Genomic DNA, 23,330 nt, shown 5'->3' with positions numbered 1-23,330 from the left:
GCACGCCGGGTAGGCGGATCGGATGACCACCACCGCCGCACAGAGCGCGGACGCCGTCATCGTCGGGGCCGGTCACAACGGCCTGGTGGCGGCGAACCTGCTGGCCGACGCCGGCTGGGAGGTGGTGGTGCTGGAGGCCACCTCCGCGCCCGGTGGCGCGGTCCGCTCCGCCGAGGTCACCGCGCCCGGCTACCTGAGCGACCTCTACAGCTCGTTCTACCCCCTGGGGTACGCGTCACCGGTGCTGGCCGACCTCGACCTGGGTCGGCACGGCCTGTCCTGGCGACATGCGCCGGACGTGCTGGCGCACCTGCTGCCTGACGGCCGAGCAGCGGTGATCAACCGGGACCTGGACGTCACGGCGGCCTCGCTGGAGCAGTTCGCCCCCGGTGACGGCAAGCGCTGGCTCAACGCGTACACCGACTGGCTCGACGTGGCCGACCCGATGCTGGACGCGATCACCTCGCCGTTCCCGCCGGTCCGTGGCGGGTTGGGTCTGCTGCGTCGGCTGCGGGTCGCCGGCGCGCTGCGACTGGCCCGGCGACTGGTGGTGCCGGTGCGCAAGCTCGGCGACGAACTCTTCGACGGCCCCGGCGGGCCGGCCCTGCTGGCCGGCTGCGCCCTGCACACCGACCTGTCCCCGGAGGAGGCCGGCTCCGGGGTGTACGGCTGGTTGCTGGCCATGCTCGGCCAGCAGATCGGTTGGCCGGTGCCCGAGGGCGGCGCACAGCAGATCACCAACGCGCTGGTGGCTCGGTTGCAGGAGCGCGGTGGGGTGATCCTCTACGGCGCCCACGTCGACCGGGTGCTCACCGCCCGCGGCCGGGCCATGGGGGTCCGCACCGTCGGCGGTGCGCTGTGGCGGGCCCGACGGGCCGTCCTCGCCGACGTGCCGGCGCCGGCGCTCTACCTCGACCTGGTCGGTGCGGCAGCGCTGCCGTCACGGCTGGTGGAGGACCTGGCGCACTTCCGCTGGGACGGTTCGACGCTGAAGGTGGACTGGGCGCTGTCCGCGCCGATGCCCTGGATCAACCGCGAGCTGGCCGGCGCCGGCACTGTGCACCTGGGCGCGGACCTGAACGGGTTGACCCGGTACGCGAGCGAGCTGGCCCGAGGCGAACTGCCCCGTGACCCGTTCCTGCTGCTCGGGCAGATGTCCGTGGCCGACCCCAGTCACTCCCCGCCGGGCACCGAGTCGCTCTGGTCGTACACCCACCTGCCGTTTCGTCGGGACTGGCGGGCCGAGGACGTCGCCGGTCACGTGCAGCGCATGGAGGACGTGTTGGAGGCGGCGGCACCGGGTTTCCGGCAGCTCGTCGTCGGCCGGCACGTGGCGGGCCCGGCCGACCTGGAGAAGGGCAACCCGAGCCTGGTCGGCGGCACCCTCGGCGGTGGCACCGCCGCCGCGTACCAACAGCTGTTCCTGCGCCCGATCCCGGGCCTGGGCCGGGCGGACACTCCGGTGGACCGGCTCTTCCTGGCCAGTGCGTCGGCGCATCCCGGCGGCGGGGTGCACGGCGCGCCCGGCGCGAACGCGGCCCGCGCGGCGCTGGCCCGCGACCGCGCCCTGACCGGCCGGGCGTACGCCGCAGCCATCGCAACGGCCCACCGAGCTGTCTACCCCGATTGACCCGCCCGGCCCGGCCGTCGGTCCTCGCCTACGGTGATCAAGAGGTTTGCGTCAGATTCCGGGGTGCCGGTGACGCGAACCTCTTGATCGCGAGAGGGCCGAACGGGTTCAGTTGGTGGTGATGTTGCGGTGCTTGCTGCGCAGGCGGAAGGGCATCAGGGCGCTCTCCACCTTGGTCGCGGTGGTCATCTTGGACGCACCCTCCTTGCGCTCCTCGAAGCGGATCGGCACCTCCAGGATGGTGTGCCCCAGCTTGGTCGCGAGGTAGTGCATCTCCACCTGGAAGCTGTAGCCGTTGGACTGCACCCGGTTCAGGTCGATGTTCCGCAGCGCGTCGGCCCGCCAGATCTTGAAGCCGGCGGTGAGGTCCCGGATGCGCACCCGCAGCAGGGTGTGCACGTAAAGGTTCGCCCAGCCGCTGAGGGCCCGGCGGTACAGCGGCCAGTTCTCGTCCAGCTCGCCGCCCGGCACGTAGCGGGAACCGATCACCACGCTGGCCTGGGTGGAGAGCAGCGCGCCCAGCATGCCCGGCAGCGCCTCCGGCGGGTGCGACAGGTCGGCGTCCATCTGCGCCACGTACTCGGCGCCACCATCGAGCGCCCGTCCCATCCCGTCGACGTACGCCCGGCCGAGGCCCTCCTTGCCGGCGCGGTGGACGACCTCGATCCGCTCCGGGTGCTCGATGGCCAGCTTGTCGGCCACCTCACCGGTGCCGTCCGGGGAGTTGTCGTCGGCGACGAGGATGCGCAGGCCGGGCAGCGGCAGTGCGAGGAGCCGCTCCACAAGCGTGGGCAGGTTTCCCGCTTCGTTGTAGGTGGGAACGACGACGGTCAGGCGTACGTCCCGCCACGGCGACGGCAGCTGCACAGGCTCGATCATGCGGGCATCCTCGGTTTGCGGACATGGGGCTCAGGGAAAGGGTATCGAGTTGTCGCATTCGGGTTGAAGAGGCACCCCTTCCGGGCGTTGCGGGAGCCGGTGGCACGCGGTGTCCGATCATGGGTCCAGTGGCCGCGGGGTTGCCAGGCCAGCGCCCACGAAGACCCTCAGCGCCTGCGTCGTGTGACGGCGGCGAGGGTCAGAGCCGCGACGGTGAGTGCGATCCCGGTCAGCGCCGGCTTGTGGGTGCCGACCCAGAGCGCCGCCGAGCGGTCGTGTGCCCGGTCGGAGAAGACGCCCGCCGCGCCCCGGTCCGTGTCCTCGTCGCAGGGATGGTCGAGATTGTCCCGCCAGGTGGCTGGATCGATCTCCTCGTCGGTCTGCTGGCTGTCGTAGCCGTCGCGGGCCAGCTTCCGGTCGAGCAGCCCGGGGAACAGGATGTCGGCCAGTCGGGCCTGCCACGTCGGGCCGCCCACGTTCAGCTCCCGGGTGCCGCGCTCGGCGGCCCAGACGACGGCCCGCGCGGCCAACTCCGGCGTGAAGATCGGCGGCACCGGCTGCGGATGCCGGGGCAGCCGGGTACGGACCCAGGAGAACTGCGGCGTGTTGATGGCGGGCAGCTGCACCATCGACAGCCTCACCCCCGGGCAGTCGTGCAGGAGCTCGGCGCGCAGCGAGTCGTTGAAGCCCTGCACCGCGTGTTTGCTCGCGCAGTACGCCGACTGCAGGGGGATCCCCCGGTAGGCCAACGCGGAGCCCACCTGCACGATCGTGCCCCGCCCGTGCGCCCGCATGTGTCGCAGCGCCGCCAGGGTGCCGTGCACGGTGCCCAGGTAGGTGACCTCGGTGACCCGGCGGAACTCGCGCGCCGGGATCTCCCAGGCGGGCGCGAACACCGACGCCATGGCGTTGTTGATCCACAGGTCGATGCCGCCCCACCGGTGCACCACGTCGTCGGCGGCCTGCTGCACCGCCCCCGCGTCGGCCACGTCGACCCGGTAGACGCGGACGTCCGTCGCGCCGCGCAGCCGGCACTCCCGCTCGGCGGCGGCGAGGCCCGCCTCACCCCGTGCCAGCAGCGCCACCCGGGCGCCCCGAGCCGCGTACGCGTGCGCGACGGCCCGACCGACGCCGGCGCTCGCGCCCGTCACCACCACGGTCTGCGCCACGGTCACCCCTTCTGCCGGGTGGCGATGTCGGCCAGCCGGTCCAGCGTCTCCCGGTTGCGCAGATGCAGCACCAGGTCGTTGAGCTTGTTGTGGAGCCACCGCAGCGGGCCGGCGGCGAAGTCCTCCCCGATGCGCACCCGGGTGGCGTCCTCGCCGACGGGTTCCAGCGTGAAGGCCACTATCGCCTCACCCGCCGGCCAGAGGCCGGCCTTCAGCACGAGTCGGTGCGGCGGTTCGCAGACCAGCACCGTCGACGCGTCCTGCAGCGAGAACGGCCACGGCCCGGCCCGGTGGTGCAGTTGGCTGCCCACCCGGGGCCAGGTGTCGTCGACATCGCGCATGTGTGCCGTGCCGACCACCCAGTCGCTGTACGTCCACCCGTCGGCCAGCACGTCGAACACCTGCTGCGGGGGAGCTTCGATCACTTTCTCCACAATCGCCACTGGATTCCCGTACCCGCGCCTGGGCGGTGCTAACGGCCGGCGGGTTAGCTTCTCGGGCACGGCGGGTAAGGCCGACGCGGGGCGCCGCTGGTGGCGCTGGCCCACCCCCTCGGCGACGACGTTTACTCCTCGGGGCGCAGGGAACCCGCCGGCTGTGCGACAGGACCAGGAGGATCGGTATCAGCGCAGGTCAGCCCCGGTTTACGCCGCTGCTGACCGCGCCGGTTCGGCCGGGTTGCGCACCACCGCCGGAAGCCCTCGACCCGTCCTGTACGACGCCGTGTTGCTGGACCGCGACGGCACGCTGATCGAGGACGTTCCGTACAACGGCGACCCGGAGAAGGTGCGACCGGTGCCGGGAGCGCGGGCCGCGCTGGACCGGTTGCGGGCGGCCGGGCTGCGGCTGGCGGTGGTCACGAACCAGTCGGGTCTGGCCCGGGGCTACTTCACCGGGGAGCAGATGCGGGCGGTGCACGCCCGCGTCGAGGAGTTGCTGGGCCGGTTCGACGCCTGGCTGGTCTGCCCGCACGACGACGAGGACCGGTGCGACTGCCGTAAGCCGGCACCCGGCCTGGTGCACGCCGCCGCCCGGGAACTGGGCACGACCGCGTCCCGGTGCGTGATGGTGGGCGACATCGGCCGGGACGTCGCGGCCGCACTGGCCGCCGGGGCGACGGGCGTCCTGGTGCCCACTCCGGTGACCCGACCGGAGGAGGTCGCCGCCGCCGGGTGGACGGCCACCGACCTGCCGGCGGCGGTGGACGAGATCCTGCGCCGTCAACGGGCCGTGCTGCCGACCGCCCCGCCCGGCGAGCCGGTGCGGACCGCGTTGGTGGTCCGATCGGACTCGGCGGGGGACGTGCTGGTGACCGGGCCGGCGATCCGCGCCGTCGCGGCCGGGGCGCAGCGGGTGGTGCTGCTGTGCGGGCCGCGGGGCCGTGCCGCCGCCGATCTGCTGCCCGGCGTCGACGAGATCATCGAGCACCCGCTGCCCTGGATCGACAGCACCCCGGCACCTGTCGACCCGGAGGACATGCGGAGCCTGATCGCCCGCCTCGGCGCGGTCGGCGCCGACCAGGCGGTGGTCTTCACCTCGTTCCACCAGTCCGCACTGCCGCTGGCACTGCTGCTGCGGATGGCGGGGATCGGCCGGATCGCGGCGATCAGCGACGACTACCCGGGCTCGCTGCTGGACGTCCGACACCGGGTGCCGGTGGGCGTCCCCGAACCCGAACGCGCCCTCTCTCTCGCCGCCGCCGCCGGACACCGGCTGCCCGACGGCGACGAGCCGGTGCTCCGGCTCCGCCACGACGTCGTGGCGGGGCGTCCGTCCGATCTCGGCGACCCGGGGTACGTGGTGCTGCACCCCGGCTCGGCCGCGTCGAGCCGGGCCTGCCCGCCCGACGTCGCGACGAGGATCGCCGCAACGCTGACCGCCGCCGGGCACCGGGTGCTGGTCACCGGCGGCCCCGACGAGCGTGAGGTCACCGCCCGGGTCGCGGCGGCGGGTGGCACCGACCTGGGTGGACGAACCGACCTGGCCGGCCTGGCCAGAATCGTGGCGGACGCCAGCGCTGTCGTCGTCGGCAACACCGGGCCGGCGCACCTGGCCGCCGCCGCCGGTGTGCCGGTGGTGAGCCTCTTCGCGCCGACCGTCCCGTTCGGTCAGTGGGGCCCCTACCGGGTGCCCACCGTCCGGATCGGCGACGCGACCGCGCCGTGCCGGGACACCCGGGCCGCCAGCTGCCCGGTCCCCGGCCACCCCTGCCTCAGCGACGTCGACCCGGACGCTGTGGTCGACGCGCTGCGGATGCTCGCCGTCGGTGGTGGTGGCGGCCGATGAACATCCTGCTCTGGCACGTGCACGGATCCTGGACCACATCGTTCGTGCACGGCGGCCACCGCTATCTGATCCCCACCACACCCGACCGCGGCCCCTACGGCCTCGGCCGGGCCCGCACCTACCCCTGGCCGGACAGCGCGGTCGAGGTCACCCCTGAGGATCTGCCCGGCACCGACGTCGACCTGGTCATCCTGCAACGACCGGAGGAGATCGACCGGGCGCAGGAGTGGCTGCGTCGCCGCCCCGGACGTGACGTCCCGGCCATCTACGTCGAACACAACACCCCCAAGGGCGACGTACCCAACACGCGCCACCCGATGGCCGACCGCGACGACCTGCTCATCGCTCACGTCACGGGGTTCAACCAGATCTTCTGGGACACCGGCGCCACCCGCACCACAGTGGTCGACCACGGCATCGTCGCACCCACCGTCTCCTACACCGGGGAACTCGACCGGCTCGCCGTGGTGATCAACGAACCGGTCCGGCGCGGCCGGGTCACCGGCACCGACCTGCTGCCCCGGTTCGCCGAGATCGCCCCGCTGGACGTCTTCGGGATGGGCGTCGCCGGTCTGGCCGACCACCTCGGGTTGCCCGCCGACCGACTCACCAGCCACGACGACGTGCCCCAGCACCGGATGCACGCCGAGCTGGGCCGGCGGCGCGCGTACCTGCACCTGTGCCGGTGGACGTCGCTCGGGCTCAGCCTCATCGAGGCGATGGCGATCGGCATGCCGGTCGTCGCGCTCGCCACCACCGAGGCGGTGATGGCGGTGCCCCCGGAGGCCGGGGTTCTCGCCACCCGGATCGACACCCTGCTCGACGCCGCCCGCCGGTTCATCGACGAACCGGCGACCGCACGTCAGGCCGGAGCGGCGGCGCGGACCGCCGCGCGCGACAGGTACGGCCTCGACCGTTTCCTCGCTGACTGGGACCGGCTGCTGGAGGAGGAAGTATGCGGATCGCGATGATCTCGGAGCACGCCAGCCCGCTCGCCGTCCTCGGAGGGGAGGACGCCGGCGGCCAGAACACGCACGTCGCGGAGCTGTCCGCCGCTCTCGCCGCCGCCGGGCACGAGGTGCGGGTCTACACGCGCCGGGACGCGCCCGACCTGCCGGTGACCGTCCGCAGCCCGGACGGGTACGACGTGGTGCACGTGCCCGCCGGCCCGGCCGAGCCGGTCGCCAAGGACGCGCTGCTGCCGCACATGCGGGAGTTCAGCCGTTGGTTGACCGAGCGCTGGCGGGGCGGGGAGTGGGTGCCCGAGGTGATCCACGCGCACTTCTGGATGAGTGGCCTGGCGGCGCTGACCGCCGGGCGGCAGACCGGGGTGCCGGTGGTGCAGACGTACCACGCGTTGGGCACCGTGAAGCGCCGCTACCAGGGTGTGCAGGACACCAGCCCGGCCCGGCGGGTGTCCTACGAACGCGAGTTGGGCCGATCGGTGGACCGGATCGTCGCGCAGTGCCGCGACGAGGTGGGCGAGCTCGTCCGGATGGGTGTACCCCGGTCCCGGATGACCGTCGTGCCCTCCGGGGTCAACCTCGCCACGTTCGCCCCGCTCGGGCCGGCCGCCGACCGGGAGCCGGGTCGGACCCGGATCCTGACCGTGGGCCGGCTGGTCGAACGCAAGGGCTTCCAGACCGTGATCCGCGCGATGGCGCTGGTCGCCGGCGCCGAGTGCGTGGTCGTCGGCGGCCCGCCCGAAGGACTGCTCGAAACCGACCCGTACGCCCGGCGACTGCGGGCCCTCGCCGAGTCGTGCGGGGTGGCCGACCGGGTGCACCTGGTCGGCGCGGTGCCCCGGGAGGAGATGGGCCGCTGGTACCGCTCGGCGGACCTGCTGGTCGCCGCACCCTGGTACGAGCCGTTCGGGTTGACCCCCTTGGAGGCGATGGCCTGCGGGGTGCCGGTCGTCGGCACCGCCGTCGGCGGCATCCGGGACACCGTGGTCGACGGGACGACAGGTGACCTCGTACCGGCGCGGGACCCGCACGCGCTGGCCGCCGCGATCCAGGGGTTGCTCGACGACCGGATCAGGCGTTTCGCGTACGCCACGGCGGCCCGCGAGCGGGCCCGGACCCGGTACTCGTGGGCGGCGACCGCCGAGCGGCTGGTCGAGGTCTACAGCGAGGTGGCCGCCGTCCGCCGGCCGACGCGGGTGGTGGCCTGATGCCGGCGGGCAGCCTGCTCGACACCCACCTGACGAACCTCGCGGCGGCGTTGGTGCCGTACCGGCGGTGTGAGTCGCAGTTGGCGCGCTGGGGCGCCGACCTGGCCCACCGGCTGGCCACCGGGGGGCGTCTGCTGGTCGCCGGCAACGGCGGCAGCGCCGCCGAGGCCCAGCACCTCACCGCCGAGCTGGTCGGCAAGCTCCACGACGACCGCCAGCCGCTGTCGGCGATCGCGCTGCACGCGGAGACGAGCGCGCTCACCGCCATCGCCAACGACTACGGCTACGACGACGTCTACGCCCGGCAGGTGCAGGCCCATGGTCGCCCCGGTGACGTCCTGTTGCTGCTCAGCACCAGCGGGGCCAGCCCCAATCTGGTCCGCGCCGCGCAGGCCGCCCGCGATGTCGGCGTGACCAGTTGGGCGCTCACCGGGGCCGTTCCCAACCCCCTCGCCGACGCCTGTGACGACGTGCTGGCCGTCGTGTCCGGTGACACCCAGGTCGTCCAGGAGCTGCACCTCGTGACCAGTCACCTTCTCTGCGAGTACCTGGAACAGGAGTTGCCCGCCGCGTTGGCCGCGGCCGACGCGGCGGCGATCGTCCGCCGCGTGCCGGGGGAGGCCGGGTCGGTGCGCGCCGGGGTCGACGTGGTGCTCGACGGTGGGGCCGCACAGCAGGTCGACGCGTGAGGATGAGGAGGCAATCGTGAGGGGACCCGTGGTGGTGCTCGGCGACACCCTGCTCGACCGGGACGTGGAGGGGGTGGTGAACCGTCTCTGCCCGGACTCCCCGGTGCCGGTGCTCGACGAGACCTCGGCCGTCGACCGGCCCGGTGGCGCCGGTCTGGCAGCGGTGTTCGCGGCCGCGCAGGGCGCCGAGGTGGTGCTGGTGACAGCGCTCGCCGACGACGCTGGTGGCGCCCGACTGAGCGCGCTGCTCGCCGCCGCCGGCGTGCAGGTGTACCCGCTGGCCCTGCCCGGTGCGACACCGGAGAAGATCCGCCTCCGGGCTCGGGGCAGGGTGCTGCTGCGCCACGACCGCGGCGGCGCGTCCGGGGAGCCCGGTGAGCCGTCCGACGAGGTCCTTCGGGTGATCGGTTCGGCGTCGGCGGTGCTGGTCAGCGACTACGGCCGGGGGGTGGCCCGGCAGCCCGCGCTGCGCGACGCGTTGGCCGCGACCCGTGCGCCGGTGGTGTGGGACCCGCACCCGCGTGGCCCGGAGGCGGTGCCCGGTGTGCACCTGGCCACCCCGAACGAGTCGGAGGTACGTGAGCTGGTCCCGGCGGTGCCCGGCGCGTCCCGGTTGGCCACCGCGTCCCGCGGGGCGCAGGGGCTGCGGCGGCGCTGGCGGGCCGGTGCGGTGGCGGTGACGTTGGGCGGTGACGGCGCGTTGCTCTGCCATGCCGGGTCGACGCCGCTCGTGGTACCGACCCCGGGCAGCGCCGAGGGGGACACCTGCGGGGCCGGCGACCGGTTCGCGGCCGCCGCCAGCCTCGCGTTGGCCGAGGGCGCGTTGGTCTCCGAGGCGGTGCAGGTGGCGGTCGCCGAGGCGTCCAGTTTCGTGGCCGGTGGGGGAGTGGCCGCGGCGCTGCCGTCCGATCTGGCGCCGGCGAGGAGCGCGCCCGGCCGGGGAGTCTTCCGGTCGCTGCCGAGGGGCGGTATGGCGGGCGACCCGGTGGGGGTCGCCGCGGTCGCCACGCTCCTGCGGGAGGTACGCGCCGCGGGCGGCACTGTGGTGGCGACCGGCGGCTGCTTCGACCTTCTGCACGCCGGGCACGTGGCCACCCTGCAGGCCGCCCGGCAGCTCGGTGACTGCCTGATCGTCTGTCTGAACTCCGACGCCAGCGTGGCCGGGTTGAAGGGCCCGGACCGGCCGGTGATGTCCGAGGGTGACCGTAGCCGGGTGCTGAGCGCACTGAGCTGCGTCGACGCGGTACTCGTCTTCGACGAGCCGACCCCGGCCGCGGCGCTGTCCTGGGTACGCCCGGACATCTGGGTGAAGGGCGGCGACTACGCCACCGGAGGCGGGGACGACGCCACCGCCCTACCGGAGGCGGAGGTCCTGCGCCGGTGGGGCGGGAACACTGTGGTGGTGCCCTACCTGGACGGTCGGTCCACCACCGACATGATCGTCCGTACGCTCGCGGAGCAGACCCGATGACCGCCACGCGGCCCGGGGCCGGCCCGACGGTCCTGGTCACCGGTGGCGCGAGCGGGCTCGGCGCGGCGGTGGTCGCGGCGGTGGCCGCGTCTGGTGGCCGGCCGGTCGTGCTGGACCGGCAGCCACCGGCCGACGGGGTGTCCTGGACCGAGTGCGACCTGGCCGACACGCGGGCCGCGGAGGTGGCCACCCAGCACCTCGCCGAGCAGGCCGGCGGTCTGGACGCGGTGGTCACCGCCGCCGGCATGGATGTGCCGGGTCGACTCCTCGACGTGCCGGGCGAGACCTGGGACCGGATCGTCGCCGTCGACCTGTTGGCCACCGCGGCGGTGATCCGGGCCGCGTTGCCGTTCCTGCTGACGTCTCGGGGCCGCATCGTCACGGTCGCCTCCACCCTCGGTGTCAAGGCGGTCAGCGACGCCACCGCGTACTGCGCGGCGAAGTTCGGGGTGGTGGGGTTCACCCGAGCCCTCGCCGCCGAGTTGGCCGGTCAGGTCGGCGTCACCCTGCTCATTCCGGGTGGGATGCGCACCGCGTTCTTCGACGAACGTGACCCGCAGTACAAGCCGGGGCCAGACGCGAACCTCAACGAGCCCGCCGACACCGCCGCCGCGATCATGTTCGCGCTCAACCAGCCGCCCGGTTGCGCGGTGCGCGAGTTGGTGGTCTGCGCCGAGCAGGAGACGTCGTACCCGTGATCCTCGTGCTGCGCGCTCTCGGCGTCGGCGATCTGGTGACCGCGGTGCCCGCGCTGCGGGCGCTGCGGGCCGCGTACCCCTCTCGGGAGCTGGCGCTCGCCGCGCCCGCCGGGCTGGCTCCGCTCGTCGACCTGGTCGGCGGCGTGGACCGGCTGGTGGACACCTCCGGGCTGGACCGGCCCTTCCGGGTCGGGTCGGCCCCGCAGGTCGCCGTCAACCTGCACGGGCGCGGCCCGCAGTCGCACCGGTTGCTCGCGGCCACCAGGCCCGGCCGGCTGCTCGCCTTCGCTGACCCGGACGGCGACCACGTCGACGGTCCGCAGTGGGCCGACGACGAGCACGAGGTGGACCGGTGGTGCCGGCTGCTGTCCTGGTACGGCATCCCGGCCGACCGGGCCGACCTCGGCCTGCGCCGGCCCGCGCCGGCCGGGCTGCCCGCCGGTGTGACGGTGCTGCATCCCGGCAGCAAGGTCCCCGCCAAGCGGTGGCCGGCCGAGCGGTTCGCCGCGCTGGCCCGGGCGTTGACCGACCAGGGACACCGGGTGCTGCTCACCGGATCGGCCGACGAGCGGGCGCTGGCGGCCCGGGTGGCCGAGGCGGCCGGCCTGGGGTCGGACGCGGTGCTTGCCGGCCGGACCGACCTCGGCACGCTCGCCGCGCTGGTGGCCGACGCCCGGCTGGTGGTCAGCGGGGACACCGGCGTGGCCCATCTGGCCACCGGGTACGGCACCGCGTCGGTGGTCCTCTTCGGGCCGGTGCCGCCGGCGCACTGGGGACCGCCACCGGACCGGCCCCGGCACCGGGTGCTCTGGGCCGGCGAGGGCGATTGGCCCAGGTGGGACGGGGTAGGAAGCCACCCGACGATGGCGGCCCTGCGTCTCGACGAAGTGTTGGCCGCGGTGGCTGAGGTGGAGAGGGTGGTGCGGGTCTCCGGTGCGGTTGCGGCGTAGTGACCCGGGTCGACCGGGGTACGGACGGCGTCGGCGCGGTCGGGGCTGGCACTTCGTCGACCCGACCGGTGCTCCGGTTCGGGACGCGGAGGTCCTGGCCCGGCTGCGGGAGTTGGTCATTCCTCCGGCCTGGCAGAACGTCTGGATCTCGCCGTACCCGAACGGCCACATCCAGGCGATCGGGATCGACGCGGCCGGGCGCAAGCAGTACGTCTACCACCCGCGGTGGCGGGAGAAGCAGGACGAGGCGAAGTTCTACCACATGCTGGAGGTGGCCCGTCGGCTTCCGGCGCTGCGGGAGCGGGTGGGGCGTGACCTGGACGGCCGGGGGTTGAACCGGGACCGGGTGCTCGCCACGGTGGCCCGCCTGCTGGACATGGGGATGTTCCGGGTCGGCAGTGACCAGTACGCGGCCGGCGACGACCCGACGTACGGGGTGTCCACCCTGCGCCCCGAGCATGCCCGGTCCCGCGGCGGCTGCGTGGTCCTGGTGTTCCCGGCGAAGGGTGGCATCGAGCAGGTACGCCGGATCGAAGACCCGGAGTTGTGTCAGGTGCTGGTCGATCTGCGCCGTCGGCGTCGGCGGGCGGACCGGTTGTTCGGCTACTGGGACGGCCGGGACTGGCGGGATGTGCGCAGCGACGAGGTGAACGGCTACCTGCGTGATGCCAGTGGTGGGGAGATGACCGCCAAGGACTTCCGCACCTGGCACGCGACGGTGCTCGCCGCCACCGAGTTGGCCGCTGCCGCTCCGGCCCGGTCGGTGACCGCCCGGCGCAGGGCGGTGGTCGCCGTGATGCGTGCGGTGGCCGAGCTGCTGGGCAACACTCCGACGGTGGCTCGTGCGTCGTACGTGGATCCTCGGGTGGTCGACCTCTACCACGACGGGGTGGTGGCGTCGGTGGATCCGAAGGCGTCACGCGAGGAGGCCGAGCGGGTCGTCCTGGAGCTGTTGGAGAAGGCCTGACCGGCCCCGCCTACGATCCTGGGGGGAAGTGGCGGGGCCGGAGACTCGGGCGTGACCGGGCAGCCACCGGGCGGCCGCCCGCCGCGCTCAGGCGGCGGGCGCCTCGCCACGGCCCCCGTTGGCGGCCCACCGCGAGCGGTCGGCCACGTGGTGTCAGTCTGCCCGCCTCGAGTTGACCACGGACGCCGCGCTGTTGACGATCCGCGCCGGATGCGAGGCGCTGTCGCGATGTTCCTGCGGGCTCACCCCGTAGGCTGCCCGGAACGCCCGGCTGAAGTGGGCTTTGTCGGAGAACCCCCACCGTGCCGCAATGGTCTGCACCGGTTGGTTGCGCAGCGCCGGGTCGGACAGGTCGCGTCGGCACCGGGTCAGCCGCAGATCACGGATGTACGACGCCACAGTGGTCTCCTCGGCCTCGAACAGTCGATGCAGGGACCGCACCGAGATGTGGTGAGCGTCGGCGACGGCCCCGGGGCTGAGCGTCGCGTCGCCCAGGTGCCGGTGGACGTACGCCTGCACCTGGGCGAGCAGTGCCCGGCGGCGCACCTCGGTGGGTACGGCGTCCTCGGCGACCAGGTGCCGGCCGAGCATGGTGGTGGCCAGGTCGAGCCCGACCGCGCCGAGCCGGCTCGCGTCGGCGGCATGGTACTGCTCGGGGTGCCTGGTCACCTGCAACAGGAACTGCGCGAGCAGCGCCCCGATGCCCTCGCTGCCGGACATCCGTCCGCCGTAGAGCGCGGCCATCCGCTGCGGCGGCAGCGGTAGCGCGGCGTGGGGGATCAACGTGATGATCGAGGTCGCCTGGTCCCGTTCCGGTTCCGTCGCGTGGTGGCAGACGTCGTGCGGTCGGGACCCGTCGTAGAAGGTGAACTCGCCGGCCAGGATCTCGCTGCGGCGACCGTCCTGACTGGACGTGCCGATGCCGCCGGTGGTGTAGGCGAGGATGTACAGCTCCGGGTCGGACTGACGGACCAGCTTCTGGGTGCGGGTGGCGTCCAGTGACGGGTACTGGTATTCCACGAGTTGGATCGGACCGAGCGAGATGAAGTCGGCGCGGGCGGCGAAATCGTCGGCGTGCGCGGACTGGATGCGCAGTGGCGCCGAGGTGCGTGCGACCAGGTCCAGCCACATCCCGAACCGCTCGCCCGGGGGCAGGACTGTGGTGTCGATGGTGTCTCTCGGTAGCATTTCGCGCCTCAGCCCGCTCGACGTTCCATGAGTGCCTCGACGCCGTCGAGGATCCGGTCCAGGCCGAAGACGAACTCGTCGTCCGGGTCGTCGTCCTGGTTGATCACACCGGCGCTCAGCACCCGGTGCAGCGCCGGGAAGCGGGCCGGGTCGATGAGCCGGGCCAGCATCCGGCTGTAGGCGGGCATCATCTCGCTCGGCGTGAGGCCGGAAGCCTGGGCGCCCTCGGCGATCTGCGACGTGAGCGTGGCCTCGTTGCGGACGTACCCGGTGATCAGGAGCAGCGTCGACATCTTCTCGCCCTCGCCGAGGGTGGTGCCGTCGAGGCAGCGCAGCCCGTCCTCCATCCAGCCGAGCTGCTGAGGCGTGATCGGCGGACCGCTGATCGGCACGTGCAGCAGCCAGGTGCGCCGCCGCAGCACGTCGTGCTCGGCCCAGGCCCAGCGGGTCAGACCGGCGCGCCAGTCGGTCTCCGGCGGGGGCGGTCCGGGCGACGGGCCGTAACCGGTGTCCACCATGAGCAGCAGCAGCTCGTCCTTCGAGCCGACGTACCGGTAGAGGGCCATGGTGGCGGCGCCCAGCTCCTTGGCGACCCGGCTCATGGAGACGGCCGCCAGCCCGTCGGCGTCGGCCACGCGTACGGCGGCGTCCACGATGGTGGACACGCTCATCCCCGGCCGGGGGCCCTTGGGTGGTCGTTCCCGCAGACCCCAGGCGCTCTCGATGGCCGGCGGGAGCACTGGCCCGCTGTCGTCTGTCTGTGCCGCCACATTTCCTCCTTGCCCCGCCATCCTAGTTCTGCGTATGGTCTACGCATAACAGCGTACGCCATACGCGGAAGGAGAAATGATCATGACGACCACCACCACACCGGCACCGCGAGCGGGCCGGCGGGAGTGGATTGGCCTCACGGTGCTGATGCTGCCCCTGCTCCTTGTCTCGATGGACGTGTCGGTGCTCTACTTCGCCGTCCCGTTTATCAGCGCGGAGTTGCGCCCCACCGCAACCGAGCAACTCTGGATCTTCGACATCTACGGCTTCGTGCTGGCCGGGCTGCTCATTACCATGGGCGCTCTCGGCGACCGGATCGGCCGACGTCGACTCCTGCTGATCGGCGCCACCGCGTTCGGGGCGGCGTCGCTGCTGGCCGCGTACGCCGACAGCACCGCGACGCTCATCGCCGCGCGCGCCCTGCTCGGCGTCGGCGGAGCCACCCTCATGCCCTCGACGCTCGCCCTGGTGCGCAACATGTTCCACGACGCGAAGCAGCGCGGCACCGCCATCGCCGTCTGGACCGCCACCCTCACCGGCGGCATCGCGATCGGCCCGGTGCTCAGCGGCATCATGTTGGAGCACTTCTGGTGGGGCTCGATCTTCCTGATCAACATCCCGGCGATGCTGATGCTGCTCCTGCTCGCCCCGCTGCTGGTGCCCGAGTTCCGCAACCCGGCGACCGGGCGGTTCGACCTGGTCAGCGCGGCGCTGTCGCTCGGGGCGCTGCTGCCGGTGATCTACGGCATCAAGGAGATGGCCCGCGACGGCCTCAGCCCGGTGCGGGTGCTCGCCATCGTCGGCGGCCTGCTGGTGGGCGCGCTCTTCCTGCACCGTCAGCGGACGCGGGCGTACCCGATGGTCGATCTCAGGCTGTTCCGCCGTCGCGGCTTCGGCGGGGCGCTCGCGGTCAACCTGCTGGCGATGTTCGCCATCGTCGGCTTCGCCATCTTCACCACCCAGCACCTCCAGTTGGTGCTCGGCCTGAGCCCGCTGCGGGCGGCACTGTGGAGCCTCGTACCGTCCCTCGCCGTGGGCGGAGTCGCACCGGCCGCCGCCGCCCTCGCCCACCGCGTCGAACGGGCGTACCTGATCGGTGCGGGATTCGGGATCGCCGCGGTCGGCTTCGTGGTGTTGACCCAGGTCACGCCCGAGACGCCGCTGTGGTTGCTCCTCGTCGGCGCCAGTGTCTACGCGGGTGGCCTGGTGATGGTGATGTCCCTCGTCACCGAGCTGGTCCTCGGTGCGGCGCCGCCCGAGCAGGCCGGCGTCGCGTCGGCGCTGACCGAGTCCAGCAGCGAGCTGGGCGGTGCGCTGGGAATGGCGATCCTGGGCAGCGTGGGCGCCGCGGTCTACCGCCGCGAGATCGTCGACGGCCTGCCGGCCGGGCTGCCCGCCGACGCCGGCGACGCGGCGCAGGAGACGCTTGGCGGTGCGCTCGCCGTCGCCCAGGGGTTGCCGGCGGAACTGGCCGACGCGGTGCGACACGCCGCCGGTGTCGCGTTCACCGACGGGCTGCACCTGGCCGCGTACGCCGCCGTGGCGGTGATGCTGCTGGGCGCGGTCACCGCGCTGGTCGCCCTGCGCGGCGTCCGACCGGCCGACTCCACGGCACTGGCCGCCGAGCCGACCGGTCCGGCCGACGCGTCGCTGTCGTCGGTCAGTCGTTGAGCACGTGCGCGAGCCGGTCGCGGAAGCGCCGCTCGGAGTCGCTGACGGATTCGCCGCCGATGCCCAGCAGCCCACCGCTGGACGCGGCGCCCACCACCTGCTCGGCGATCTGCACGAGCCAGTGCTTGTACGCGCCGGCCTCGCCCTCGTCGACACGGGCGGCCAGCAGCGCGGCGGCCTGGCCGGCCCGCAGCAGCACGTCGTCGATCAGCGCGCGCGGGTCGTCGGGCGCGATGACCGGCAGCTCGGCACCGGCCTCCGGGTCGCCCACCCGGGTCACGATCTCACCGGCCACGGCGGCGACCAACGGGCTGGCCGACTCGCGGCCGGTAGAGATGGTCTCCAGGCCGGCAGCGGTCTCCGCCATGGTCCGGCGGGTGCCGTCGGACTCGGCGGCGCTCGCCGCGGTCAGCACCGACTGCGGCAGGCCGACCAGCAACCCCCACTCCCCGTCGGAGAAACCGAATCCGGTGTACGCCGGCTGCTCGATCACGGCAATGCCCCTTCCGCCCTGCTCTGCTTGGTCATTCGGTGCTCTGGTCGGTCGATCCACCGGGCCCGACACGGGCGCCCGGGTCAGGCTAGTCCAGGGTCAGCAGGCCCTGTTCGGACACCACGCGCACCGACAACGTCTTGTACCCGACCTCGTCGAAGAGAACCGTCATCTTGTCGTCCTCGTAGGAGAGCACCAGGCCCTGGCCCCACTCCGGGTGACGCACCCGGCTGTGCACCGGGAACGGGCCGACCGCGCCCTCGTCGGCGACGCTGGTGCCGTTGTGGCAGTTGTCGCAGTGACCGCAGACGTCGGTCATCTGCTCGCCGAAGTAGGCCAGCAGGGTCTGCCCCCGGCAGGCGTTGGTCTCGGCGAAGGCACGCATCATGTCGGTGCGGGACCGGGTCACTGTCTGTTGGCGTTCCGCCTCGGCCAGCGCCGCCGAGGCGGCGTCGGTCGGGGTGGGGGAGTAGCGCGGTGCGCCGATGCGCTGCCGGGCGCGCGGCTCGGCGGCCCCGACCTGCTCCAGCAGGGCGAGATACTGGCCCAGCTTGCGCGGCCCGAGGCCGGTGGCCTCGCGCAGGTCGGTCTTGGTGGCCGCCTTGCGACGCAGCAACGCGGCCAGGTCGCGCAGCTCGTCGACGTCGGGCAGACCCCCGCTGAAGAACCGTTGCAGACCCACGTCCTCGGCCCGCCACAGCAACAACACCCGGGCCGGTTGCCCGTCGCGCCCGGCCCGGCCGATCTCCTGGAAGTAGCTGTCCGGTGAGTCGGGCAGCGCCATGTGCACCACCCAGGCGATGTTCGGCTTGTCGATGCCCATCCCGAAGGCAGAGGTCGCCACCATGATGGGGACCTGGTCGGCGAGGAACGCCTCGTGCAGCTCCGCGCGGGCGCCGACCGGCATCCCGCCGTGGTACGACAGCGCCGGGAAGCCGGCGTCGGTCAGCCGGGCGGCCAACTCCTCGGAGGAGCGGCGGGTCGGCACGTAGATGATCCCCGGCCGCCCCTCGTCGCGCAGCAGCGTCATCAGACGCCGCCACCGGTAGTCCTCGTCCGGGCAGTGCGCCACCTCCAGGAAGAGGTTGGGCCGGTCCAGCCCGGAGATGACCACGTCCGGATCGCGCAGGCGCAGGCGGGCGATGATGTCGTCGCGTACCGGTGGGGAGGCGGTGGCGGTGAGCGCCACCACCGGTGGCCGACCGAGGCCCTCGATGAGGTGCCCGAGCGCTAGGTAGTCGGGGCGGAAGTCGTGCCCCCACGCGGAGATGCAGTGCGCCTCGTCGATCGCCACCAGCGCCGGCTTCAGCGCGGCGACCTCGGCCATCCGGTCGGGGTTGCTGAGCTGCTCCGGGGTGATGAACAGGAACTCGGCCCGACCCTCGCGGATCTCGGTGATCGCCTCGGCCTGCTGGGCGGCCGACTCGTTCGAGCTGATCCGCACCGCCCGCAGCTCCGGGCGCTGCCGTTCGTTGAGGGCGGCGATCTGGTCCTGTTGGAGCGCCAGCAGCGGGGAGATCACCACGGTGGGGCCGGGGATCAGGCTGGCCGGGATCTGGTAGATGGCCGACTTGCCGGCACCGGTGGGCAACACCACCAGGGCGTCACGTCGCTTCATCACCGCGCGCATGGCGGCCAGTTGGTTGGGCCGCAGCGCCTTCCAGCCGAAGAGGCTCCGGGCCGCGCGGCGCAACGTCATCGAATGCGTGGACAGTTTCATCGAGGGCCGGAGGTACCCGAGCCCATGACCGCCGAAACGCGTTCCGACGATCATGGGCCCGTTGATAGCCGACTCAGCGCAGCCGGGGCAGGACCTCGCGCTGGTACAGGTCGAACAAGCCCTGGTGGTGCGGGCCGGTGTTGGCCACGTAGACCTCGTCGAAACCGGCCTTGGCGTTCTTGTCGATCATCTCCAGGTGCGCGTCCACGCTGTTGCCGCAGACGAACGCCTCCTTCAGCATCTCCGGCTTGACCAGCTCGGAGGCCTGCTCGAAGTGTCGTGGTGAGGGCAGCACCTGGGACAGCTCACCGGGCACCCCCGCGTTCGGCCACCGCTCGTACGCGATGCGCATCCCCTCGTCCTCGCTGTCCGCGTACGCCGCCTTGAAGCCGGCCTGGCACGGCTTGTCGCCGCCACCGTTCTCGCGGAAACGCCGGACCATCTCCCCGTCGGGCATGGTGCTCACGTAGCCGTCACCGATGCGCGCGGCGAGGTCGATCGCCTTCGGGCCGAAGCCGGAGACGTAGATCGGCGGGGGAGTGTCGGGCAGCGTGTAGATCCGCGCGTGTTCGACTGTGTAGTGCTTACCGTGGTGGTTGACGAATCCGCCGCCCCACAGCTCGCGCATCACCGCGACGGCCTCCTCCAGCATCTCCAAGCGGACGTCGGCCTGCGGCCAGGCGTCACCGAAGATGTGCTCGTTGAGCGCCTCGCCGGTGCCGACGCCGAGCACGAACCGTCCGCCGTGCAGCACCGCGCTGGTCGCCGCCGCCTGCGCGATCACGGCCGGGTGGATCCGGACGGTCGGGCAGGTCACCGCGGTGGTCACCGGCAGTGAGCAGACCTGGCTGAGCGCGCCGATCATCGACCAGACGAAAGGGCTCTGGCCCTGGGCGTCGACCCAGGGGTGGTAGTGGTCGGAGATCCAGAGCGCCTCGAAGCCGGCCCGTTCGGCCCCCTGCGCCTGCTCCAGCAACTCGGCTGGCGTGAACTCCTCACTGGACAGAAAGTATCCGATCTTCATGGTCTCCCCTTCGGCGCGCGGTCCTGCTGATAGGGAAGCCGTACCCCGGGCGTGGTCGGCCACACCGGCCTGCCGGGGCCCGTTCGTTCAGCGCCGGCCGAACATCGCGCGGATCGCGGCGAGCAGCAGCAGGGCGCCGACCACCAGGCCGAGCAGGCGTACGCCGGGGATGTCGGCCGGGCTCGTCGCGTCGGCCAGCAGGGCGGGGTCCATCCCCGCACTCTCCCCGGGGAGCGGGCCCTGAGGCAACTGTAAGGTTTATTGACTATTGAATCGCCCGGTGTGACCATGGCATGACCGCCTGCCGGTGGCGGTGCGCCGATGGCGCGCGAGAGATGGGGTACGGGGGCCGCATGAGCGAGCGCAACCAGCGGGTCGACGGGGGCGCACCGACGCCGGCGATCGAGACCGGTCGTCCTGAGGGGGCGGTGTGACCACTCCCGCCGGCCACCTCCCGGCGCTCGCCGCCGCCGTCCTGCAACCCGGGTTCGTCGGCACCACCCCGCCACCGTGGGTGTGCCGCTGGCTCGGTGAGGGCCTCGGCGCTGTGGTGCTCTTCGCCCGCAACGTCGTCGACCCCGCACAGGTGGCGGCGCTCACCGCGACGCTGCGCGCGGAACGGCCGGACGTCATCGTCGCGATCGACGAGGAGGCCGGCGACGTCACCCGGCTCGAATCGGTGCACGGCAGCACCCGGCCCGGCAACTTCGCCCTCGGCGCTGTCGACGACCCGGAGCTGACCGAGGCGGTCGCCCGGGACCTCGGCGTCGAGCTGGCCGCGGCCGGGGTGACCCTCAACTACGCCCCGGACGCCGACGTCAACTCCAACCCCGACAACCCGGTGATCGGCGTGCGCTCCTTCGGCGCCGACCCGGCGCTGGTCGCGCGACACACCGCCGCCTGGGTACGCGGGCTCCAGGCCGGCGGCGTGGCCGCCTGCGCCAAGCACTTCCCGGGCCACGGCGACACCCGCGTCGACTCCCACCACGACCTGCCGCGGATCACCGCCGACCGGGACCGGTTGGATGCCTGCGAGCTGGCCCCGTTCCGGGCCGCCGTGGCCGCCGGCGTGCAGGCGGTGATGACCGGCCACCTGCTGGTACCGGCGCTCGACCCGCAGCTGCCGGCCACGTTGAGTCAACGCATCCTGGGCGGGCTGCTCCGCGACGAGATGGGCTTCTCCGGTGTGGTGGTGACGGATGCGATCGAGATGCGCGCCGTCGCCGACCGGTACGGCTTCGCCGGGGCGACCGTCCGCGCCCTGGCGGCGGGCGCCGACGCGATCTGCATCGGCGGCGAGCGGGCCGACGAGGAGGCGGCGCGCGAGCTGCGCGACGCCATCGTCGCCGCTGTCGTCTCCGGTGACCTGCCCGAGGAGCGACTCGCCGAGGCCGCCAAGCGGGTCGGGCAACTCGCCGCCTGGACGATGGCCGCCCGCACCGCCGGGTCGGCCGGGCGGCGTGACGCCGCCGACGTCGGGCTGGTCGCCGCCCGCCGCGCCGTCCGGGTCACCGCCTCCCGGACCGCGACGGACGCGCTGCCGCTGACCCGCCCGGCGTACGTCGTCGAGTTCGAGCCACTTCGCAACATCGCTATCGGCGCGGAGACCCCGTGGGGGATCGGCGCTCCCCTGGGCGAGTTGCTGCCCGGCACCAGCACGGTCCGCTACGCCGAGCCCGATGTGCCGGCCGACCCCGGCGCCGGAGCGGGCACCCGCCCACTGGTCCTGGTGGTCCGCGACCTGCACCGGCACGACTGGATGCGCTCCGCTGTGCACCGCGCGTTGGCCGCCCGGCCGGACGCGGTGGTGGTCGAGCTGGGCGTGCCGGAGCTGGTGACCGGGTCGGTGCACCTGGCCACCCACGGCGCCACCCGGGCCAGCGGCTGGGCCGCCGCGGAGGTGCTGACCGGCGCCCGCTGACCGGCCCGCGCCCGTCGACCGATGGCACCCGTTGGCGGGCCCGCGTTACGGCAGGTCGGCCACCAGGTCGGCGTACTCGGGGTGCTTGTCGATGAACGCCGCCATGAAGGGGCACTGCGGCACCACTGTGGCCCCGCGGGCGCGGACCTCGTCGAGGGTGCCCCGGATCAGCGCGCCGCCCACGCCCTTGCCCTGGAAGCCCCGGTCCACCTCGGTGTGGGTGAAGACCAGGACCTCCCCGCGCATCAGGTACGCGGTGAAGCCGGCCAGCGCGTCGTCGACCAGGATCTCGAAGCGGCGCTTCGCCGGGTTGTCCTCGACCAGGGTGCTCATCCGGCCATTGTCCCCGCGGCGTCGGCCAGCGCGTCGAGTTCGGCGAGCAACCGGTCCACCTCGTCCGCGGTGTTGTAGTGGTAGATGCTGGCCCGCACCGCGCCGCCGCTGTCGCGCAGGCCCATCATCTGGAAGTACTCGTAGGCGTAGTAGTCACCGACGGAGAGGCAGAACCCGGCGGCGCCCAACGCCTCCTGGGTGGCCCCCGGCGACATCCCGGCGACCCGGAACGAGACCGTCGGGCAGCGTCGCGCCGGCGAACCGTAGACCGTGACGGCCGGCCGCTGTGCCAGCCCGGTGAGCAGCCGGTCCAGCAGTGCCTCCTCGTGCGCCTGCGCGGCTGCCAGCCCGGCCCGCAGCCGCGCCCGCCGGTCCCCGACCGCGTCCGGGTCCAACCCCGCCAGGTGATCCACCGCCGCCGTCACGCCGGCGAGCAGCGGGAAGCTCGGCGTGCCGTACTCGAACCGGTCCGGCACCGCGTCCGAGGACGGCACCAGCTTCGCCGGGCGCAGCGCCGCCCACCGGGCCGGGTCGGCCACCATCGCCGCCAGGTGCGGTCCGGACCACTTGTACGCGCTGGTCACCACCACGTCCGCGCCGAGCGAGGCCAGGTCGGTCGGTCCGTGCGGAACCGAGTGCACCCCATCGACGTAGACCAGCGCGCCGGCCGCGTGCGCGATCTTGGCGATCGCCGGCACGTCCGGCACGGTGCCGATGGCGTTGCTGCCGGCAGTCACCGCCACCAACCTCGTCCGCTCACCGACCAGGTCGGCGTACTGGGCGGCGGGCAGCTCACCGGTGCTCGGGTCGACCTCGGCCCAGCGCACCGTCGCACCGGCCGCCTCGGCGGCCTGCACCCACGGCCGGATGTTCGCGTCGTGGTCGAGCCGGGACACCACCACCTCGTCACCCGGACGCCAGCTCGCGCCGAGCGTGCGGGCCAGGGTGTACGTCAGCGCGGTGGCGCTCGGGCCGAGCACCACCCCGGACGGGTCGGCGCCGAGCAGGTCGGCGACCGCCGAGCGGGCCTCGGCCACCAGCTCCAACGACCGGCGGCCCGCTACGTTGGCGGCGCTGCGGTTGCCGACCGCCGACCGCATGGCGTCGGTGACCGCGTCGATCACACCCGCTGCGGTCTGGGTGCCGCCGGCACCGTCGAAGTGGACGAAGCCCTCGGTCAGGGCGGGGTATGCGGCCCGGGTGCGGGCGATGTCGAACGGCATGTCCCGGACCCTAGCCGGGGCGCTCCCCGTGCTCGCCGTCGCCTCGGCGTCGCGGGCGTCTCGTACTCTTGGCG

22 protein-coding genes are annotated in these 23,330 nt (G+C 73.3%); 11 read left to right on the top strand and 11 right to left on the bottom strand.

Annotation, left to right across the window (positions count from 1 at the left end):
* Window positions 1-22: 22 nt before the first annotated feature.
* Window positions 23-1,630, top strand: a complete 1,608-nt coding sequence (locus FHU34_RS23320; protein ID WP_145784006.1) for a phytoene desaturase family protein — start codon at window positions 23-25, stop codon at window positions 1,628-1,630.
* Window positions 1,631-1,738: 108 nt separating this feature from the next.
* On the opposite strand, the gene FHU34_RS23315 is transcribed toward FHU34_RS23320, so the two are convergent.
* The 3 genes from FHU34_RS23315 to FHU34_RS23305 all read right to left on the bottom strand — a co-directional run bounded on the left by FHU34_RS23315 (window position 1,739) and on the right by FHU34_RS23305 (window position 4,103).
* Window positions 1,739-2,509 carry a polyprenol monophosphomannose synthase gene (locus FHU34_RS23315; RefSeq protein ID WP_145784005.1) on the bottom strand — a complete coding sequence of 257 codons (771 nt, stop codon included), beginning with the start codon at window positions 2,507-2,509 and terminating at the stop codon, window positions 1,739-1,741.
* 167 nt (window positions 2,510-2,676) lie between these two features.
* Window positions 2,677-3,678 carry an SDR family oxidoreductase gene (locus tag FHU34_RS23310; protein ID WP_145784003.1) on the bottom strand — a complete coding sequence of 334 codons (1,002 nt, stop codon included), beginning with the start codon at window positions 3,676-3,678 and terminating at the stop codon, window positions 2,677-2,679.
* 2 nt (window positions 3,679-3,680) lie between these two features.
* Window positions 3,681-4,103 carry an SRPBCC family protein gene (locus FHU34_RS23305; protein ID WP_341874450.1) on the bottom strand — a complete coding sequence of 141 codons (423 nt, stop codon included), beginning with the start codon at window positions 4,101-4,103 and terminating at the stop codon, window positions 3,681-3,683.
* Between the two features lie 172 nt (window positions 4,104-4,275).
* Here FHU34_RS23305 and FHU34_RS23300 point away from each other — a divergent pair, with 172 nt between their 5' ends.
* From FHU34_RS23300 to FHU34_RS23265, 8 genes are read left to right on the top strand one after another with little or no spacing between them, the layout of a single operon-like run.
* Window positions 4,276-5,964: an HAD-IIIA family hydrolase gene (locus FHU34_RS23300; RefSeq protein ID WP_145784000.1), complete on the top strand. Its 1,689-nt coding sequence runs from the start codon at window positions 4,276-4,278 to the stop codon at window positions 5,962-5,964.
* The gene (locus FHU34_RS23295; protein WP_145783998.1) at window positions 5,961-6,935 is read left to right on the top strand and encodes a glycosyltransferase family protein; all 975 of its coding nucleotides are present in this window, start codon (window positions 5,961-5,963) and stop codon (window positions 6,933-6,935) included. The genes FHU34_RS23300 and FHU34_RS23295 overlap by 4 nt, the downstream gene beginning before the upstream one ends.
* Window positions 6,920-8,137, top strand: coding sequence for a glycosyltransferase (locus FHU34_RS23290; RefSeq protein WP_145783996.1), 1,218 nt, complete (start codon window positions 6,920-6,922; stop codon window positions 8,135-8,137). Before FHU34_RS23295 ends, FHU34_RS23290 begins: the two co-directional genes overlap by 16 nt.
* A complete protein-coding gene (locus FHU34_RS23285; RefSeq protein ID WP_145785766.1) occupies window positions 8,134-8,826 on the top strand; it encodes a D-sedoheptulose-7-phosphate isomerase in 693 nt (230 codons plus the stop codon). Before FHU34_RS23290 ends, FHU34_RS23285 begins: the two co-directional genes overlap by 4 nt.
* A gap of 16 nt (window positions 8,827-8,842) precedes the next feature.
* Window positions 8,843-10,297, top strand: coding sequence for a PfkB family carbohydrate kinase (locus FHU34_RS23280; RefSeq protein ID WP_145783994.1), 1,455 nt, complete (start codon window positions 8,843-8,845; stop codon window positions 10,295-10,297).
* Window positions 10,294-10,995 (top strand): SDR family oxidoreductase, encoded by a 702-nt coding sequence (locus FHU34_RS23275; RefSeq protein WP_145783992.1) that lies wholly within the window; start codon window positions 10,294-10,296, stop codon window positions 10,993-10,995. The genes FHU34_RS23280 and FHU34_RS23275 overlap by 4 nt, the downstream gene beginning before the upstream one ends.
* Window positions 10,992-11,945 (top strand): glycosyltransferase family 9 protein, encoded by a 954-nt coding sequence (locus tag FHU34_RS23270; protein ID WP_145783991.1) that lies wholly within the window; start codon window positions 10,992-10,994, stop codon window positions 11,943-11,945. Before FHU34_RS23275 ends, FHU34_RS23270 begins: the two co-directional genes overlap by 4 nt.
* Entirely contained in the window at window positions 11,929-12,912 is a 984-nt protein-coding gene (locus FHU34_RS23265; protein WP_145783989.1) for a DNA topoisomerase IB, read from the top strand. Before FHU34_RS23270 ends, FHU34_RS23265 begins: the two co-directional genes overlap by 17 nt.
* Window positions 12,913-13,065: 153 nt before the next feature.
* On the opposite strand, the gene FHU34_RS23260 is transcribed toward FHU34_RS23265, so the two are convergent.
* The gene (locus tag FHU34_RS23260) at window positions 13,066-14,100 is read right to left on the bottom strand and encodes a helix-turn-helix domain-containing protein (protein ID WP_145783987.1); all 1,035 of its coding nucleotides are present in this window, start codon (window positions 14,098-14,100) and stop codon (window positions 13,066-13,068) included.
* An 8-nt stretch (window positions 14,101-14,108) separates the two neighbouring features.
* Window positions 14,109-14,870: a TetR/AcrR family transcriptional regulator gene (locus FHU34_RS23255; RefSeq protein WP_145783985.1), complete on the bottom strand. Its 762-nt coding sequence runs from the start codon at window positions 14,868-14,870 to the stop codon at window positions 14,109-14,111.
* Window positions 14,871-14,952: 82 nt separating this feature from the next.
* On the opposite strand from FHU34_RS23255, the gene FHU34_RS23250 reads away from it, so the two are divergent.
* Window positions 14,953-16,542, top strand: coding sequence for an MFS transporter (locus FHU34_RS23250; protein ID WP_208745062.1), 1,590 nt, complete (start codon window positions 14,953-14,955; stop codon window positions 16,540-16,542).
* On the opposite strand, the gene FHU34_RS23245 is transcribed toward FHU34_RS23250, so the two are convergent.
* From FHU34_RS23245 to FHU34_RS34085, 4 genes are all read right to left on the bottom strand, one after another.
* Complete coding sequence (locus FHU34_RS23245) at window positions 16,532-17,035, bottom strand: hypothetical protein (RefSeq protein WP_145783981.1); 504 nt, start codon at window positions 17,033-17,035, stop codon at window positions 16,532-16,534. The genes FHU34_RS23250 and FHU34_RS23245 overlap by 11 nt on opposite strands.
* Window positions 17,036-17,123: 88 nt before the next feature.
* The gene (locus FHU34_RS23240) at window positions 17,124-18,755 is read right to left on the bottom strand and encodes a RecQ family ATP-dependent DNA helicase (RefSeq protein WP_145785765.1); all 1,632 of its coding nucleotides are present in this window, start codon (window positions 18,753-18,755) and stop codon (window positions 17,124-17,126) included.
* Between the two features lie 73 nt (window positions 18,756-18,828).
* A complete protein-coding gene (locus FHU34_RS23235; RefSeq protein ID WP_145783979.1) occupies window positions 18,829-19,779 on the bottom strand; it encodes a TIGR03557 family F420-dependent LLM class oxidoreductase in 951 nt (316 codons plus the stop codon).
* An 87-nt stretch (window positions 19,780-19,866) separates the two neighbouring features.
* Window positions 19,867-19,992, bottom strand: a complete 126-nt coding sequence (locus FHU34_RS34085; protein WP_255421242.1) for a hypothetical protein — start codon at window positions 19,990-19,992, stop codon at window positions 19,867-19,869.
* 217 nt (window positions 19,993-20,209) lie between these two features.
* Here FHU34_RS34085 and FHU34_RS23230 point away from each other — a divergent pair, with 217 nt between their 5' ends.
* Window positions 20,210-21,700, top strand: coding sequence for a glycoside hydrolase family 3 protein (locus tag FHU34_RS23230; RefSeq protein WP_145783977.1), 1,491 nt, complete (start codon window positions 20,210-20,212; stop codon window positions 21,698-21,700).
* Window positions 21,701-21,745: 45 nt separating this feature from the next.
* Here the strand turns inward: FHU34_RS23230 and FHU34_RS23225 are convergent, their stop codons facing one another.
* Window positions 21,746-22,033: a GNAT family N-acetyltransferase gene (locus tag FHU34_RS23225; protein WP_145783975.1), complete on the bottom strand. Its 288-nt coding sequence runs from the start codon at window positions 22,031-22,033 to the stop codon at window positions 21,746-21,748.
* Window positions 22,030-23,256, bottom strand: a complete 1,227-nt coding sequence (locus FHU34_RS23220; protein WP_145783973.1) for a cysteine desulfurase-like protein — start codon at window positions 23,254-23,256, stop codon at window positions 22,030-22,032. Before FHU34_RS23220 ends, FHU34_RS23225 begins: the two co-directional genes overlap by 4 nt.
* Window positions 23,257-23,330 lie beyond the last annotated feature (74 nt).

Source organism: Micromonospora taraxaci, assembly GCF_007830095.1.
GTDB lineage: Bacteria > Actinomycetota > Actinomycetes > Mycobacteriales > Micromonosporaceae > Micromonospora > Micromonospora taraxaci.
The sequence above is the reverse complement of the archived record's forward strand: the minus strand, read 5'-3'. Positions and strand labels throughout refer to the sequence as shown.